This is a genomic window from Streptomyces sp. Je 1-369, assembly GCF_026810505.1.
Classification (GTDB): Bacteria; Actinomycetota; Actinomycetes; order Streptomycetales; family Streptomycetaceae; genus Streptomyces.
Genome location: NZ_CP101750.1, coordinates 8382109 through 8397751, shown reverse-complemented (window position 1 = coordinate 8397751; position 15643 = coordinate 8382109). Strand labels below are relative to the sequence as shown.

The following is a 15643-nucleotide window of genomic DNA, read 5'->3' as shown; positions in this document are numbered from 1 at the left end:
CCAGGGTCAGCCGCCGAAGACGTAACGCTTGCCCGCACGCACCTTCAGCGTCCTCGCGCCGCCGCTGAACAGCCCACTGCGCAGGGAGAGTTCGCGCGTACGCGAGGCAAGCAGCACAACACGCGTGGCGCGGCCCGACGCCCAGTCGATGCCGATCGTCGCGCCGCCGCGGGCCCGCAGGCCGCGCACCGAACCGTCGGGCCAGCCGGACGGCAGTGCGGGCAATATCTCGATCACGCCGTGCTGGCTCTGCAGCAGCATCTCGACGACGCCCGACGTCGCGCCGAAGTTGCCGTCGATCTGGAACGGCGGGTGGGTGTCCCAGAGGTTGGGAAGCGTCGAGGACTTCAGCTGTTCGCGGAGCATCTTGTGCGCGTGGTCGCCGTCCAGGAGCCGCGCCCAGAAGTTGATTTTCCAGGCCTTGGACCAGCCGGTGCCGCCGTCGCCCCGCGCGGTGAGGGAGACCTTCGCCGCCTCGGCCCACTTGCTGCCGGGTTCGATGTGGCGGCCGGGGTGCAGGGCGTAGAGGTGGGAGACGTGCCGGTGGCCGTCCGTACGGTCGTCCAAGTCGGCCTTCCACTCCTGGAGTTGTCCCCAGGAGCCGATGCGCAGTCCGGGGTCCAGTGCACCCAGGGTCTTCTGCAGCTCGGCGCGGAAGGCCGGTGAGTCCCCCAGGACGCGGGCCGCCTCCAGGGTGTTGGTGAACAGGTCGTGGACGATCTGCTGGGCCATCGCGGCGCCCGCGGTGAAGTCGCCGTGCTCGGGCGAGTAGCTGGGCGTCACGATCAGGGTGCCGTCGCGCGGGTCGGTGCGCAGGTTGTCGAGCCAGAACTCGACGGCCTCCTTCATCGCCGGGTAGGCGGTGGTGCGCAGGTAGTCCGTGGAGCCGCCGAAGCGGTAGTGCTCGTAGAGCTGCGCAGTGAGCCAGGCCGCGGCTTCGGGGAACCAGAACGCGGTCGACCAGTCGTGGACGCCGGTGAAGCCGTAGGGGTTGGTCTCGTTGTGCACGACCCAGCCGCGGCTGCCGAACATCTCTTTCGCCGTACGTCGCCCGGGAGCGCGCAGCGCCTCGACGAAACGGTCGTACGGGGCGGTCGTCTCGGGCAGGTTCGCGGCCTCGGCGAGCCAGTAGTTCATCTGCAGGTTGATGTTGGTGTGGTAGTCGGCGGACCAGGGCGGTGTGGTGCTGTTGTTCCAGACTCCCTGCAAGTTGGCGGGGAGCGATCCGGCGCGTGAGGAGGCGATGAGGAGGTAGCGGCCGTACTGGAAGAACAGCGCCTCCAGCGCCCGGTCGGCCGCCCGGCCCGCGGTGGTGTCCGTCCCCGTCCCGTACTGCTTGAGCAGCCGGTCCGTGGGCAGGTCGGCGGGGAGTGCCTGGCCGATGTCGAGCGTGACGCGGCCGAACAGGGCGCGGTGGTCGCGCAGATGGCGGGCGCGCAGCGTTCCGTGGCCCGCCGCGACGGCTCTGTCGACGGTGCGGGTGACGGTGGCGTGCGGATCGGTGCCGCGGTAGCCGGGGTAGGTGTCGGCGTAGTCGGTGCCCGCGGCGAGGACGAACCACACGTGGTCGGCGCCGGTCACGGTGATGCTGCCGTCGTCGTGCGCGGTGCGCGTGCCGCCCTGGTGCCGGATGCGGAGCTGGGCCTCGAACTTCAGGGCGTTGTCGGCGAGTTCACCGCGTACGGTGAGCCGGTCGCCGGTCGCCTTCGCGGTGCGGTCGGCGCGGGGCGAGGTGTACCGGAAGGTGCAGGTGAACTGGGCGGGGCGGTCGGCGGAGAGTCGGCCGACGATCACTCCATCAGGGTACGAGGCGAAGAACTCCCTTTCGTGCCGCACCTGTTCCCTGCGGTACGTGACGGTCGCGAGAGCCTGCCCGAGGTCGAGGGCGCGGCGATACGTGGCGTCGGGCGCGTCGGGAGCGCCGGGGACGTCGACGTGGAGGTCACCGAAGGTCTGGTGGGCGCCGTAGCCGCGCCGGGGCTGGCCGAGGTCGGCCGCGACGTCGTCCGGGTTCAGTCTGCCCTTCGCGTCGAGCTCGTCGCGCACGGCGTCGAGGGCGCCGGGCCGGGGCGCGCGCCAGTTGCCCGAGTCGTAGCCCTCCCGGGAGCCGGGGCCGCCGGTCCACAGGGTCTTCTCGTTGAACTGGAGTCGCTCGGAGGCGAGCGTGCCGAAGACCATGGCGCCGAGGGCGCCGTTGCCGATGGGGAGGGCCTCGCGCTCCCAGTCGGCGGCGGGGGCGGCGTACCAGAGCAGCGATTCATCGGAGGTGTCCGGCTCCGACTTCCCGTCCTCCTCGGCCCGCTCCGTGGCGGCCGAAGCCGTCGGGGCGCCGCCGAGAGCGACGCCACCCGCTGTCAGAGCGGCCGCTCCGCCGACGGCGGACTTCATGGTTGTCCTTCGCGTGATCCCCTGAGTCATGACCGGTCACGTTAAAAGTCCGATGACTGGTTGACAAGAGTCTGCACAACCCTGCGGGGGCGCGACGCAAAACTGCCCCGCTCCTCGGACGGAACGGGGCAGGACGCGGGATGTGGGCCGGCCGTGCGGTCAGCCCTGCTGGAAGAGCTCGGCGGGCAGCGGCTTCAGGAGCGCGTACAGGTCGTCGGTGATCGGCCGGTCCCAGGCGGCGATGGTCACCAGGACGTTGTCGCTGCGGTCGAACTGCACGCAGGAGATCCGGCTCTCGGAGAGCTTGAGGCGTCGCACGATCAGGAGGTTGTCCCCCTGCATCACCGGTACGTCCTCGCTGGAGACGACCGTGACGTCCTCGTCGTTCTCCAGGGCGAGCAGCAGCTGGGCCACCTCGAAGGGGACCTCGCCCTCGGCGGTCTCGCGCGCGGGCGAACCCTCGGGGAGGTTGCCGATGATCATCGCGGGGCCGCGGCCGCCGAAGAGGTCGTAGCGCAGGAAGACGCCCTGGCAGCTGCCGTCGGGGGCGGGCAGGAGGCCCGCGCCGAGATTGCCGGGCCAGTCACCGGGGTCCATGGCCAGGACATCGAAGTCCGGGCCCGCGGGAGTGGCGGAGCTGCGGCGGCGGAGGAAGGACATGCGCCCATGGTACGTGGCCTGCGGGGCGTTCCGGCGCGGGGGCGGGCGCGTCCCGGGGCACCGGCGACTGCCCCACCAGCCACGGAGCGGACCCGGCCGACCCCTCGGCCACAATGACGACGACTCGGGTACGCCCGAAGACCACCCTGCGAGCGCCCCGGGAGCAACCGAAAAGCCCGCAGACCACACCCCGGCCGCACCCACATCGCACTCTGACCGCGTCCGCAGCACACCCCGACCGCACCCCAGCCGTACCCGCACCCCCCGGGCTGCGCCGCCTGGACCTGCGCGGCAACCCCCTCGCCGCGCTGCCCGACTGGCTGGCCGAGCTGCCCGCGCTCGAGAAGCTCGACCTGCGCTGGACCGACGCCCCGGTCGGCCGGAACCTGCTGGACGGGTTGGAGAGCAGGGGCTGCGTCGTCCTGTACTGATCCGGAGCGGACGGCGCCGGTTCCGCTACGCCCCCGCGGTCTCCGGCGGCACCACCGCCACCGGGCACGCCGCGTGCAGCAGCACCGCGTGGGTGACCGAGCCGAGGATGCGGCCGGGGGCGAGCCTGCGGCGGTGGCGGCCGACCACCACCAGGTCGGCGGCGTGGGAGGCGTCCACCAGGTGGCGGGCCGCGTCGCCCGGGGCGACGAACACGTCCACCGGGACATCGGGGTGGCGTTTTTGGTGCGGGGTGAGCAGGTCGTCGGTGAGGGCCGCGTAGTCCCGTTCCGTTTCCTCGTCCGCGACGGCCTTCATCACGAACTCCCCGGCGGGCGTGGAGCTGAGGACCGGCCACGGATACGCGGCGACGACCTGAAGCCGCGCCCCGCGCCGCCCGGCCTCGGCGAAGGCGAACGCGACGGAGTGCTCGTCCGGCGCGGGCGCCGAAAGGCCGAGGACCACGCGCGCTGCGGTGTCCGGCGCCTCGGGCCCCGCGGGGCGCGGCACGACCACCACAGGACAGGCCGCCTCACGGGCGCACGCGAGACCGTTCGAGCCGAGCAGCAGGCTGGCGAAGCCGCCCCGGCCGCGGGAGCCGAGGACCAGCAGTCCGGCCCCCGCACCGAGCCGCGGCAGCTCGCGCCCCGGGCTGCCGTCCACCGTGACGAACTCGAGCTCGGGCAGACCGGCCCGCCCCACGAGAGCATCGCGGGCCCAGTCCACCACCGGGTCGCTCTCGTCGCGCTCCAGTACGGACGCGAAGGGGCCGTCGACCAGCGGTACGTCGTATCCCCGTACGTGCACGATCCGCAGCGGCACGTCGCGCAGCGCGGCGGCGGCCAGCGCCCATTCCAGGGCGCGGCCGCTGCCCTTCGAACCGTCCACGGCCACGACGACGGGTCCACCGCCGCCCTCCGGCCCCATGCCGCTCACGGACCCACTGCTCACGCTGCCGACCGGTTCGCTGCTCATGGCTTCAGCTTCGTGCAGTCCGGGGCGCGCGACGAGAGTCGAAGGTCACGTGATCGGCAGGGACCGAAGACCGTCGCGGCCGCGTGCCGTGCCGGCGTGCTACGTCAGGTCGAACTCGCCCTCCCGGGCGCCGTGGACGAAGGCTCCCCACTCCGCCGGGGTGAAGATCAGGGAAGGGCTCTCCGGGCGGTCGCCGTTGCGCATGGCGATGAAGCCCTCGACGAAGGCGATCTCGACGTCTCCGCGCCCCTCGCTGCTCGATCGCCAGTCCGCCGTGCTGAGGTCGAGCTCCGGCTTGTCCCAGCCCGCGAGCGGATGTTGCTGAGTGGTGCTGTCGGCCACGTCCGTGCTCCTCCCGAATGCGTCGGTCCGGCCGTCAGCCTAGCTTTCGCTCCGGGCGCCGGACAGGCCGCGGTGACAGGACCTCGGTCCGTCCGGCGCCGGGCTCCGTCAGCCGGTGGGCGGTTCGGCGCCGACGAGCCACATGGAGAAGAACTGCGAGCCGCCTCCATAGGCGTGCCCAAGTGCCTTGCGCGCTCCGTCCACTTGGTGGTCCCCCGCCCGGCCGCGCACCTGAAGTGCCGCTTCGGCGAAGCGGATCATGCCGGATGCGCCGATGGGGTTGGTGGACAGGACGCCGCCGGACATGTTGACGGGCAGGTCGCCGTCCAGTTCCGTGACGCCGGATTCGGTGAGTTTCCAGCCCTCGCCCTCCTCGGCGAAGCCCAGGTTCTCCAGCCACATCGGCTCGTACCAGGAGAACGGCACGTACATCTCGACGGCGTCGATCTCCCTGCGCGGGTCCGCGATGCCGGCCTGCCGGTAGACGTCGGCCGCGCAGTCCTTGCCCGCCTGCGGCGAGACGAAGTCCTTGCCCGCGAAGAGCGTCGGCTCGCTGCGCATCGCGCCGCCGTGCATCCAGGCGGGCGGTCCGGGCGAACGGGCCGCGCCCGCGCGGTCGGTGAGGATCATGGCGCAGGCGCCGTCGGAGGACGGGCAGGTCTCCGAGTAGCGGATCGGGTCCCAGAGCATGGGCGAGGCCTGGACCTTCTCCAGGGTGACGTCGTGCTCGTGGAGGTGCGCGTAGGGGTTCTTCAGGGCGTTGCGCCGGTCCTTGTACGCGACGAGGGAGCCGACCGTGTCGGGGGCGCCGGTGCGCCGCATGTACGCCCGCACGTGCGGGGCGAAGAAGCCGCCCGCGCCCGCGAGCAGCGGCTGCTGGAACGGCACGGGCAGGGAGAGGCCCCACATCGCGTTGGATTCCGACTGTTTTTCGAAGGCGAGGGTGAGGACGGTGCCGTGGACGCGCCCGGCGACGAGGTTCGCGGCGACGAGTGCCGTGGAGCCGCCGACGGAGCCCGCCGTGTGGACGCGGAGCATGGGTTTGCCGACGGCGCCGAGCGCATCGGCGAGGTACAGCTCCGGCATCATGACGCCTTCGAAGAAGTCGGGCGCCTTGCCGATGACGACGGCGTCGATGTCGGCCCACGTCAACTCGGCGTCCCGCAGGGCGCTTTGGGCGGCTTCGCGGACCAGGCCCGCGATCGACACGTCACGGCGTGCGGCCACGTGCTTGGTCTGGCCGATCCCGACGACCGCCACGGGTTCCTTAGCCACGGGTCTCTCCTTCCAGGAGGGCGACCAGGTTCTGCTGAAGGCAGGGGCCGGACGTGGCGTGGGCGACGGCCCGGTCCGAGGCGCCCCGGTGGATGCGCGCGGCGGCCTCGCCGATGCGGATGAGTCCGGCGGCCATCATGGGGTTGGCGGCGAGGGCGCCGCCGGACGGGTTGACGGTGACGTCGTCCGCCAGGCGCAGGGCCTTGCGCAGGACGACTTCCTGCGAGGTGAAGGGGGCGTGCAACTCAGCCGTGTCGACGGGGCGTTCGAAGACTCCGGCGCGTTCGGCGGCCAGGCGGGTGGACGGTGAGTCGGTGAGGTCGCGGACGCCGAGGCCGTGTGCCTCGATGCGGTGGTCGATGCCGCGGATCCACGCCGGCCGCTCGCAGAGCTCCCGGGCTCGCTCCCCCGCGGCGAGGATCACGGCGGCGGCGCCGTCGCCGACGGGCGGGCAGTCGCCGGTGCGCAGGGGGCGTACGGCGTACTCGCCCCGCGCGACCGCACCGCGCAGTTGCGCGTGCGGATTGGTGGCGGCGGCCGTCCGGCTCCGGGTCGCGACCCCGGCGAGCGCGGGTTCGTCGGTCTCGCCCGCGTCGATCAGTGCCTGTGCCTGTAGTGCGGCGAGCGCCACGGAGTCGGGCCAGAGCGGGGCGACGTAGTACGGGTCCAGCTGCCGGGTGAGCACGTCGCGCACGGAGCCGGGCGAGGACTTGCCGTAGGAGTAGACGAGCGCGGTGTCGGCCTCGCCGGTCTGGAGTTTCACCCAGGCCTCGTACAGGGCCCAGGCGCCGTCCATCTCGACGTGCGACTCGGAGATCGGCGGCCAGGCGCCCACCCCGTCGAGCGCCATCGTGAAGGAGAAGGCGCGGCCCGCGAGGTAGTCCGACGAACCGGAGCAGGTGAAGCCGATGTCGCTGGTCTTCAGGCCGGTGGCGGCGAGGACTTCGTGCAGCACCGGCATGAGCATCTCGACCTCGGAGACCTCGTCGGTGGTGCGCCGGTGGTCGCTCTGCCCGAAGGCGACGACGGTGACGGGCCGCCGCTCGTGGGGCGCCATCTACACCAGCTCCTTGTACGTGTCGTAGTCGGCGTCGGGTTCGCCCGTGGGCCGGTAGTGGTCGGGGTAGCGGCCGCCCTCGGTCCAGACCGGTTCCACGCGCAGGCCCATGCGGACCTGGTCGCAGGGGATGCCCGCGATGCGGGCGTGCAGGGCCAGGTCGGCCCCGTCGAGGGCGATGTGCGCGTAGACGTAGGGGACTTCGATGTCGAGGTTCTTCGCCTTGATGTTGACGATGCAGTACGTCGTGACGGTGCCGCGCGGTCCGACCTCCACGCGCTCCACCGTGGCGACCCCGCAGGTGGGGCAGGCGCCGCGCGGGGGGACGTACACCTTGCGGCAGGACGGGCACCGCTCGCCGACAGTGCGCCGATCGGAGAGGGCGTTGATGTACGCGGACTGCGCGCGGCCGGGCGAGTAGGTGTAGTCGAGTCGTGCGGCGGCGACGATGCCGGTGACGGGGTCGTCGAACGCGCCGGTGTGCGGTGCGGGCCCGGCCTCCGCCGCCTCCCCCTCGTACGCCTCGAAGCAGGCGATGTCCGTGATGGCGCCGACGCGTTCGCCGGCCCAGCGGACGCGGACCCGCATGCCGGTGCGCACGGCGTCGGGCCCCGGCACGTCCAGTGCGTGGAGCAGGGCGGTGTCGGCGCCGTCGAGCCTGACGAGAACCCAGGCGAACGGGGTGTCGAGGGGCTGGCCGCGGCGCGGTGCGTGGTTCCAGGCCCAGGTGGTGACGGTGCCGGTGGCGGCGACCTCGACGAGGTCACGGATCTCCTCGGCGGTCACGGGGTCGTACTCGACGGGCGGGACGAGGGTGCGGCCGTCACCGGTCCGCACGCCGAGCACGGTGCGCTCACGCAGCCCGGTGAGGAAGGCGCTCTGCACGGGCCCGAGCGAGCGGGTGAAGGGAAACTCGACGACGAGAGGGGCTCGAAGCACTTCTGGGGAGGGGACGGACGCCATGAGGGGACTCCGTTTCCAAGTGGGCGGGGCGCCCCTGAGAGGGGCGCGGGGAACTGCGCGACCTGCCACAACAGGCCCGCGGCAGAAGAACGGCCCTACGCACGCCGGAAGACAGGTGCCCGCTTCTCCGCGAAGGCTCTGGAGCCCTCTTTCGCGTCGGCCGTGTCGAAGACGGGCCACCCCCGTTTCAGCTCGGCCGCGAGGCCGTCCGCCTCGGTCATCCCGGCGGTCTCGTACACGGACGCCTTCACCGCCTCCACGGCGAGCGGCCCGCACGCGTTGATCTGTTCGGCGATGACGAGTGCCTTCTCCAGGGCCGTGCCGTCCGGCACCACGTGTCCGATGAGGCCGATGGCCGCGGCCTCCGCCGCCGAGTAGGGCCGCCCGGTGAGCAGCATCTCCAGGGCGTGCGTACGGGGGATCTGCCGCGGCAGCCGTACCGTCGAGCCGCCGATGGGGAAGAGCCCGCGTGCCACTTCGAACAGGCCGAACGTCGCCGACTCCCCCGCCACACGGATGTCCGTGCCTTGCAGGATCTCCGTGCCGCCGGCCACGCAGTACCCCTCGACGGCGGCGATGAGGGGTTTGCGGGGGCGGTGGTGGCGCAGCATCGCCTTCCAGTGCAGATCGGGGTCGGCCTTGAGGCGGTCCCGGTGCTGTTCGCCCTCCATGCCTTTGCCTGCGAGCGCCTTGAGGTCCATGCCCGCGCAGAAGGAGCCGCCCGCGCCGGTGAGCACGATGGAGCGGACCCCGTCGTCGTCGTCGGCCTCGACCCACCCGTCGTACAGGCCGACGAGCATCGCGAGCGACAGCGCGTTCTTCGCTTCGGGCCTGTTCAGCGTGAGGACCAGTGTGGCGCCCTCGCGCCGCACGGAGAAATGTTCCGTCCCACGTTCCGTACCGCTTTCCGTCCCGCCCATCGCCCTGCTCCCTCCATCGACGGCCGCCCGTGCGGCCGGCCTGTCGGCTGCGGACCTGGAACAGGTTGCAGTAGCCGGGGAGCCAGTTCAATAGTTTTCTGACACTCAGTCAGTTTTCTTCCGCGGGGACCCTTCCCACTTGTGGGCCCCTCTGCTCTGATGACCGCCAGGCGAGACGTCAGTGTGGACGCCGGGGTCAGGAGGAGTGCGGTGGAGTACAACCTTGCCGACCTGTTCGAGTCGGTCGTCGACGTGGTCCCCGACCGCGAGGCGCTCGTCTACATCGACCACCCCGGCACGGGAGCGGAACGCCGCCTCACCTACGCCGAGCTCGACGCGGCCGCCAACCGCGTCGCCCACCACCTCGTCGACAGCGGCCTGCGCCCCGGCGAGCACCTGGGCCTGCACCTGTACAACGGCGTCGAGTACCTGCAGACGGTCCTCGGCTGCCTGAAGGCACGTCTCGTACCGGTCAATGTGAACTACCGCTACGTGGAGGAGGAGCTGGTCTACCTCTACCGCGACGCGGACCTCGCGGCGCTCGTTTTCGACGCCGAGTTCACCGAGCGGGTCGCGGCGGCGCTGCCGCGCACGGAGAAGCTGCGGCACCTGGTGCGGGTCGGCGGGCCGCCCGTCGGCGCGCCCGCGCTCGACGTGGTCGCGTTCGCCGACGCGGAGGCTTCGGGGTCGCCGGAGCGCGGGTTCGGGCCCCGCTCGGCCGACGACCTGTTCATCATCTACACGGGCGGCACGACGGGCATGCCCAAGGGCGTCATGTGGCGCCAGGAGGACCTGTTCTTCGCCGGGCTCTTCGGCGGGGAACCGGCGGGCGAGCCGGTGAAGCGGCCCGAGGAACTCGCCGAGCGGGTCGCGGCGGGCGGGCCCGGCATCACGTTCTTCCCCGCGCCCCCGCTGATGCACGGCACGTCGACCCTGACGTCGTTCATCGCCTTCAACTACGGGCAGCGGGTCGCCCTGCACCGCAAGTACGTCCCCGAGGAACTGCTTCGTACGATCGAGAAGGAGCGGGTGTCCAGCGTCTCGCTGGTCGGCGACGCGATGCTCAGGCCGCTCATCGACGCGCTGCGCGGGCCGCTCAAGGGCACCGACCTGTCCTCCCTGTTCAGCGTCTCCTCGTCCGGGGCGATCATGTCGGAGACCGTCCGCGCCCAGTTCCAGGAGCTCGCGCCCGACGTGCTGCTCCTGAACAACTTCGGTTCCTCCGAGTCGGGCTCCAACGGCAAGGCGACGGACGACTCGGGGCCGGAGAAGGGCTTCCGGCTCGAGGTCAACGAGCGGACGCAGGTGGTGGACCTGGTCACGCACGAGCCGGTGCCGGTGGGCGAGCCGGGGCGCCTGGCCCAGCGTGGCCACGTGCCGCTCGGCTACTACAACGACGCCGGGAAAACCGCGGAGACCTTCTTCCAGAAGGACGGCGAGCGCTGGGTGCTGCTCGGAGACATGGCTACGGTGGACGAGGACGGCATCGTCACCGTGCTCGGCCGCGGCTCGCAGTGCATCAACACGGGCGGCGAGAAGGTGTACCCGGAGGAGGTCGAGCAGGCCCTCAAGTCGCACCCCGACGTGTACGACGTGCTGGTCGCCGGGGTCCCCGACGAGCGGTGGGGCAGCCATGTGGCCGCCGTCGTCCAGCTCAGGGACGGCGCGGCCGCGCTGGACCTGGAGGCGGTGCAGACGCACTGCCGAGCCCTCCTCGCCGGCTACAAGATCCCGCGGTCCGTGGTCTTCACCGACCACATCCAGCGCTCCCCCAGCGGCAAGGCGGACTACCGCTGGGCCAAGGCGGTGGCCGCCGAGGGCTGACACGACGAAGGCCCCCACCCGACCGCTCCGGTCGGGTGGGGGCCTTCGTCGTGGCGGAGGGGTGAGCCGCGGATCAGTCGGTGGTCAGCAGGCCCGCGCGGAGCTTGCCCACGACGCGGGAGAGCAGCCGGGACACGTGCATCTGCGAGCAGCCCAGGGTGTCCGCGATCTGCTGCTGGGTCTGCTCCTCGACGAAGCGGAGGTGGATGAGGGTGCGGTCCCTTTCGTCGAGGTCCGCGATGAGCGGTGCCAGGGAGTGGAAGTTCTCGACGAGTTCGAAGGATTCCTCGTCGATGCCGATGAAGTCGGCCAGCATCGTGTCGGACTCGTCGTCCTGGCCGTTGACCGCGGCGTTCAGGGAGACCGCGCTGTAGCCGTTGGACGCCTTCTGCGCCTCGGAGACCTCCGCGGGCTCCAGCTGCATCAGCTCCGCGAGCTCGGCGGTGGACGGCATGCGCCCGAGCCGGGTGCGCAGTTCCTCCGTCGCCTTGGACAGCTCGATCCGCGCTTCCTGGAGCCGGCGCGGCACGTGCACGGCCCAGGAGGTGTCGCGGAAGAACCGCTTGATCTCGCCTGTGATGTACGGAACGGCGAAGGAGGTGAACTCGACCTCACGGGTGAGCTCGAACCGGTCGATCGCCTTGATCAGACCGATGGTGCCGACCTGAATGATGTCTTCCATCTCCTGCTGGCCGCGGTGCTTGAAGCGCGATGCCGCGTACTGCACCAGCGAGAGGTTCATTTCGATCAGCGCGTTACGCACGTACTGGTACTCGTGCGTACCCTCCTCGAGCTGCGTGAGGCGGTCGAAGAACCGCTTGCCGACCTCACGCGCGTCCCTCGGCGCGATGGAGGAGGGGTCCGTGTACGCGCGCTCGACGAGGTCCTCCCCGGCACGGGTGGCCGTGTCCTGCGTCTGCCCCTGCGTCACGGTAATCATGGCGTTCCGCTCCTTGTTCAGCTCGGCTGTTTACCCCCGCAGCGCCACGGTTACCCCGTCGATCGCATCTCACGCGTACAGTTTTTCGAAGAATTCGCGCCGAGCCCTCAAGGCAGGTTCAGAGCGGCGACGATGGTCTTGCCCCCGTCCTCCGCCTCGACCGTGACGCTGGAGCTGAGGCGCTGGACCATCAGCCAGCCGAAACCGCCGGGCCGGGCCGGATCCGAGGGCACCTGAACCGGCACCCCCTCGCTCCGGTCGCTCACGCGGATCAGCAGGGCACCGCCCTGGACGCGGACAGTAAGTCCACTCAGGCCCCCGCCGTGCCGCATCGCGTTGGCCACCAACTCGCTCACCACCAGCAGCGCGTCCTCGTTCACCCGCCGCGCCTGCTCGGCCGGCAGCCCCTGACTCACCGTCAGCAGTGCCGCGTCGACCTCGGCGCGGGCCCGAGCGCAGGTCGTCCGCACTGTGTCCGGCATCTCGGGAGCGCTCATAAAGCTGTGATCCTTTCCCTGCACACGTGCAAACGCGACCGCATCGCACCCTTCCTTGTGTTCGCATGCCCGACGCCATTGCCCGCACACCCCCCGCACCCCACAAGGACGAAACACGTTCACAACAGTGAAACGGCCTCCTGTGGGTCCTCTCTCGCGGCGGCCCGCTCCACCCGTGAAAGGGCCGCTCCATTCTCACCCGGCTGCGGCATATGACAAGGTCGGGGCATGTCCCTCAACAGCATCGAAGTCACCAGACAGGACCGGGTGGCGGTCGTCACGTTGCGCCACGACATCGACCTCGAGAACGGCAGCGAGGTCACCGCCGCCTTCCAGCGCGCCCGGACCGAGAGCGGCACCGAGGCCACCCTGCTCGACCTCGCCGGGCTGACCTTCGCCGACAGTGCCCTGCTCAACCTGATCCTGCTGGCGCGCGCCGAGCACGAACAGGCGCAGCGCCCCTTCGTCCTCTGCGGCCCCCTGCACAGCGCCATCCGGCGGCTGTTCGAGATCACGGGTGTCATCGACATCCTGATCCTGGCCGACACGCACGAGGACGGTCTGCGGCAGCTGAACAAGCTCCTCGACGGCTGACGATGTTTGACACGGCGCTGAGCGGTCAGGCGGATCTTCAGCACATGATGTCGATGCCAAGGAGCGTGAGCGGACATGACCGCCAACGAGAAGGCCAAGGCGAAGACCGAGCAGACCAAGGGCGCCGCCAAGGAAGCGGCCGGTCGCGCTGTCGGGAACGAGCGTCTCACCGCGGAGGGCCGCGCCGAGCAGATGAAGGGTGACGCGCGCCAGGCCAAGGAGAAGACCAAGGACATCGGCAAGCACTGACCGCAGCACCGTTCGACGCCGTCGGGGCGGCCCCCTTGGAGGGGCCGCCCCTTCCGGGTGTCTGAGATCATGGAAGTCATGGACATCATCCACAGGAACAACGTCACCGTCACCGGCAACCCGCAAGGGCCGACGGTGGTGCTGGCCCACGGTTTCGGCTGTGACCAGAACATGTGGCGCCTGACCGTGCCCGCCCTGGAGCCGCACTACCGCGTGGTCCTGTTCGACTATGTGGGCGCGGGCCGGTCGGACCTGTCCGCGTTCTCCGCGGAGCGGTACGGCTCGCTGGACGGCTACGCCCAGGACGTGGTGGAGGTGTGCGAGCGGCTCGACCTGCGCGACGCCGTGTTCGTCGGTCACTCGGTGAGCTCCATGATCGGTGTGCTGGCCGCCAGGCGGGCCCCCGAACGGATCAAGGCCCTCGTGATGGTCGCCCCGTCCCCTCGGTACATCGACGACGACGGCTACCGCGGCGGCTTCAGCGAGGAGGACATCGACGAGCTCCTGGAGTCCCTCGAGGCGAACTACCTGGGCTGGTCGGCGGCGATGGCCCCGCTCATCATGGGCAACCCTGAGCGGCCCGAGCTCGGCGACGAGCTCAAGAACAGCTTCTGCGCCACCGACCCGGAGATGGCCCTGGTCTTCGCCAGGACGACGTTCCTCTCGGACGCCCGGGAAGAGCTGACGAGCGTACGCATCCCGACGCTGGTCATCGAGTGCACGCAGGACGCGATCGCGCCCCGCGAGGTCGGCGCCTACGTGCACCGGGCCGTGCCCTCCTCCCAGCTGGTCACCCTCGACGCGACGGGACACTGCCCGCACCTGTCCGCGCCGGACGCGACCAACGCGGCGATCACCGCGTTCCTGGCAGGCCTCGGGTGATGTGCCGCACCGGAACGGGTCCGGGTCCCGAGGAGGCCGACGGCAGCACCTCTTCGGACTCCGTGTTCGCCGCCCTTCTTGAGGACAGCTCCGAGGACCTGTACGAGAACGCGCCGTGCGGCTACCTGTCCACGCTGATGGACGGCACCGTCGTGAAGATCAACGGCACGTTGCTGGACTGGCTGGGGCTCGACCGGGACGCCGTGGTGGGCCGGCTGCGGTTCACGGACCTGCTGCCCGTGGGCGGCAGGCTGTACCACGAGACGCACTTCGCGCCGCTGCTGCGCATGCAGGGCGAGATCAGCGGGGTGGCCCTGGAGGTCAAGCAGGCCGACGGCGGCCGCAGGCCGGTCCTCGTCTCCGCCGTCCTGAAGTACGGCAGCACCGGCACGCCGCTGCTGACCCGCGTCACCCTCTTCGACGCCACCGACCGCCGTGCCTACGAGACGGAGCTGCTGCGCAGCCGCAAGGCAGCCGAGGAGTCCGCGCGGCAGGCCCGCGCCGACCGGGCCCGGCTCCAGCAGGCGCTGGCCGTGCTCCAGCAGTCGCTGCTCCCCGCCTCCCTGCCCCCGATTCCCGGCGTCGAGACAGCCACGTACTACCACACGGCCTCCCCCGACCAGCTCGGCGGCGACTTCTACGACGTCTTCCCGCTGGACGGCAGACGCTTCGGCTTCTTCCTCGGCGATGTCTGCGGCAAGGGCCCCCAGGCGGCCGCGGTCACCTCGCTGACCCGGTACACGCTGCGCGCCGCGGCCCTGCACGATCCCGACCCCGTGGCCGCGCTGACCACGCTCAACCAGGTCCTGCACGACCGGTACTCGGGCGACGACCCGCGTTTCTGCACCGTCATCTTCGGCGTCCTGGACCCCGACCCCGTCTCCGGGTACGTCTCCGTGGAGCTGGCGTCCGGCGGTCACCCGCCGGCCCTCGTCCTGCGCAGCGGCGGTACGGCGGAGTACCTCCCCACCCCGGGCGGCCTCCTCGTCGGCGCGCTGCCCAACCCCCACTTCACGGCAGCCACCACCACCCTCGCCCCCGGCGACACGCTCCTCCTCTACACCGACGGCGTCACCGAGGCCCGCACCGGCGCCGACCGCTCGGACCTCTTCGGGGACGAGGCACTGCGCGCCTTCACCGCCGAGCAGGCCGACACCTCCGCCGGGGCCGTCGTCGCCGCCCTCACCGAGCTGCTCACCGGCCTCGCCGCAGGCCTGGACGACGACACCGCCCTGCTCGCACTGGGGGCTGCCTCCGCAACGCCGACGCCTGAGCCCCTGACGACGAAGACCACGCCATGAGACCACTGAAGATCATCACAGGCGACTCCGCGACGGGCCCGGTCCTGGAGGTCATCGGCGACCTCGACCACCACACCGCCCCCGAGCTGCGCGACGTGCTCCCCACGGTCGACCTGCGGCCCGGCGGCCGCCTCGTCCTCGACCTGACCGCGATGCACTTCTGCGACTCCAGCGGCATCACCGCCCTGCTGGCAGCCCGCAACCACGCCCAGGCCGCCGGAGCGGACATCGCGCTGGCCGCGGTCCCCGCCAACACCCTGCGGATCCTGCGCATCGTCGGGCTCGACCAGATCTTCGCGCTGCACGAGGACGTCGCGACCGCCACGCGCCCCTGACGCCCCGCCTGC

Annotated in this window: 17 protein-coding genes; 7 read left to right on the top strand and 10 right to left on the bottom strand. The window is 71.2% G+C overall.

Annotated features, from left to right (window positions below):
• Positions 1 to 6: 6 nt before the first annotated feature.
• Both NOO62_RS37170 and NOO62_RS37165 read right to left on the bottom strand, forming a co-directional pair.
• The gene (locus NOO62_RS37170) at positions 7 to 2388 is read right to left on the bottom strand and encodes a glycoside hydrolase family 95 protein (RefSeq protein ID WP_268775189.1); all 2382 of its coding nucleotides are present in this window, start codon (positions 2386 to 2388) and stop codon (positions 7 to 9) included.
• Between the two features lie 159 nt (positions 2389 to 2547).
• Positions 2548 to 3048, bottom strand: a complete 501-nt coding sequence (locus tag NOO62_RS37165) for a hypothetical protein (protein WP_150187755.1) — start codon at positions 3046 to 3048, stop codon at positions 2548 to 2550.
• Between the two features lie 113 nt (positions 3049 to 3161).
• On the opposite strand from NOO62_RS37165, the gene NOO62_RS39380 reads away from it, so the two are divergent.
• On the top strand, positions 3162 to 3479 hold the full coding sequence (locus NOO62_RS39380; RefSeq protein ID WP_414930951.1) for a hypothetical protein: 318 nt from the start codon (positions 3162 to 3164) through the stop codon (positions 3477 to 3479).
• 25 nt (positions 3480 to 3504) lie between these two features.
• On the opposite strand, the gene NOO62_RS37155 is transcribed toward NOO62_RS39380, so the two are convergent.
• From NOO62_RS37155 to NOO62_RS37130, 6 genes are all read right to left on the bottom strand, one after another.
• On the bottom strand, positions 3505 to 4404 hold the full coding sequence (locus tag NOO62_RS37155; protein WP_268775953.1) for a universal stress protein: 900 nt from the start codon (positions 4402 to 4404) through the stop codon (positions 3505 to 3507).
• Positions 4405 to 4551: 147 nt separating this feature from the next.
• Complete coding sequence (locus NOO62_RS37150; protein ID WP_268775188.1) at positions 4552 to 4794, bottom strand: DUF397 domain-containing protein; 243 nt, start codon at positions 4792 to 4794, stop codon at positions 4552 to 4554.
• A gap of 108 nt (positions 4795 to 4902) precedes the next feature.
• Complete coding sequence (locus tag NOO62_RS37145; protein WP_268775187.1) at positions 4903 to 6069, bottom strand: thiolase domain-containing protein; 1167 nt, start codon at positions 6067 to 6069, stop codon at positions 4903 to 4905.
• A complete protein-coding gene (locus NOO62_RS37140) occupies positions 6062 to 7126 on the bottom strand; it encodes a thiolase domain-containing protein (protein WP_268775186.1) in 1065 nt (354 codons plus the stop codon). The genes NOO62_RS37145 and NOO62_RS37140 overlap by 8 nt, the downstream gene beginning before the upstream one ends.
• Positions 7127 to 8089, bottom strand: a complete 963-nt coding sequence (locus NOO62_RS37135) for a Zn-ribbon domain-containing OB-fold protein (protein WP_268775185.1) — start codon at positions 8087 to 8089, stop codon at positions 7127 to 7129.
• A gap of 95 nt (positions 8090 to 8184) precedes the next feature.
• The gene (locus NOO62_RS37130) at positions 8185 to 9009 is read right to left on the bottom strand and encodes a crotonase/enoyl-CoA hydratase family protein (protein ID WP_268775184.1); all 825 of its coding nucleotides are present in this window, start codon (positions 9007 to 9009) and stop codon (positions 8185 to 8187) included.
• A gap of 210 nt (positions 9010 to 9219) precedes the next feature.
• On the opposite strand from NOO62_RS37130, the gene NOO62_RS37125 reads away from it, so the two are divergent.
• Positions 9220 to 10833 carry an acyl-CoA synthetase gene (locus NOO62_RS37125; protein WP_268775183.1) on the top strand — a complete coding sequence of 538 codons (1614 nt, stop codon included), beginning with the start codon at positions 9220 to 9222 and terminating at the stop codon, positions 10831 to 10833.
• A gap of 73 nt (positions 10834 to 10906) precedes the next feature.
• On the opposite strand, the gene NOO62_RS37120 is transcribed toward NOO62_RS37125, so the two are convergent.
• Positions 10907 to 11773, bottom strand: a complete 867-nt coding sequence (locus tag NOO62_RS37120) for a SigB/SigF/SigG family RNA polymerase sigma factor (protein ID WP_268775182.1) — start codon at positions 11771 to 11773, stop codon at positions 10907 to 10909.
• A 107-nt stretch (positions 11774 to 11880) separates the two neighbouring features.
• The gene (locus NOO62_RS37115) at positions 11881 to 12270 is read right to left on the bottom strand and encodes an ATP-binding protein (RefSeq protein WP_268775181.1); all 390 of its coding nucleotides are present in this window, start codon (positions 12268 to 12270) and stop codon (positions 11881 to 11883) included.
• Positions 12271 to 12498: 228 nt separating this feature from the next.
• Between NOO62_RS37115 and NOO62_RS37110 the strand changes: the two genes are divergently transcribed.
• The 5 genes from NOO62_RS37110 to NOO62_RS37090 all read left to right on the top strand — a co-directional run bounded on the left by NOO62_RS37110 (position 12499) and on the right by NOO62_RS37090 (position 15631).
• Complete coding sequence (locus NOO62_RS37110) at positions 12499 to 12864, top strand: STAS domain-containing protein (RefSeq protein WP_268775180.1); 366 nt, start codon at positions 12499 to 12501, stop codon at positions 12862 to 12864.
• A gap of 75 nt (positions 12865 to 12939) precedes the next feature.
• Positions 12940 to 13113 carry a CsbD family protein gene (locus NOO62_RS37105; RefSeq protein WP_268775179.1) on the top strand — a complete coding sequence of 58 codons (174 nt, stop codon included), beginning with the start codon at positions 12940 to 12942 and terminating at the stop codon, positions 13111 to 13113.
• 78 nt (positions 13114 to 13191) lie between these two features.
• Positions 13192 to 13995, top strand: coding sequence for an alpha/beta fold hydrolase (locus tag NOO62_RS37100; RefSeq protein ID WP_268775178.1), 804 nt, complete (start codon positions 13192 to 13194; stop codon positions 13993 to 13995).
• Positions 13995 to 15296, top strand: a complete 1302-nt coding sequence (locus NOO62_RS37095) for a PP2C family protein-serine/threonine phosphatase (RefSeq protein ID WP_268775177.1) — start codon at positions 13995 to 13997, stop codon at positions 15294 to 15296. Before NOO62_RS37100 ends, NOO62_RS37095 begins: the two co-directional genes overlap by 1 nt.
• Positions 15293 to 15631 (top strand): STAS domain-containing protein, encoded by a 339-nt coding sequence (locus NOO62_RS37090; protein WP_268775176.1) that lies wholly within the window; start codon positions 15293 to 15295, stop codon positions 15629 to 15631. Before NOO62_RS37095 ends, NOO62_RS37090 begins: the two co-directional genes overlap by 4 nt.
• Positions 15632 to 15643: the final 12 nt, after the last annotated feature.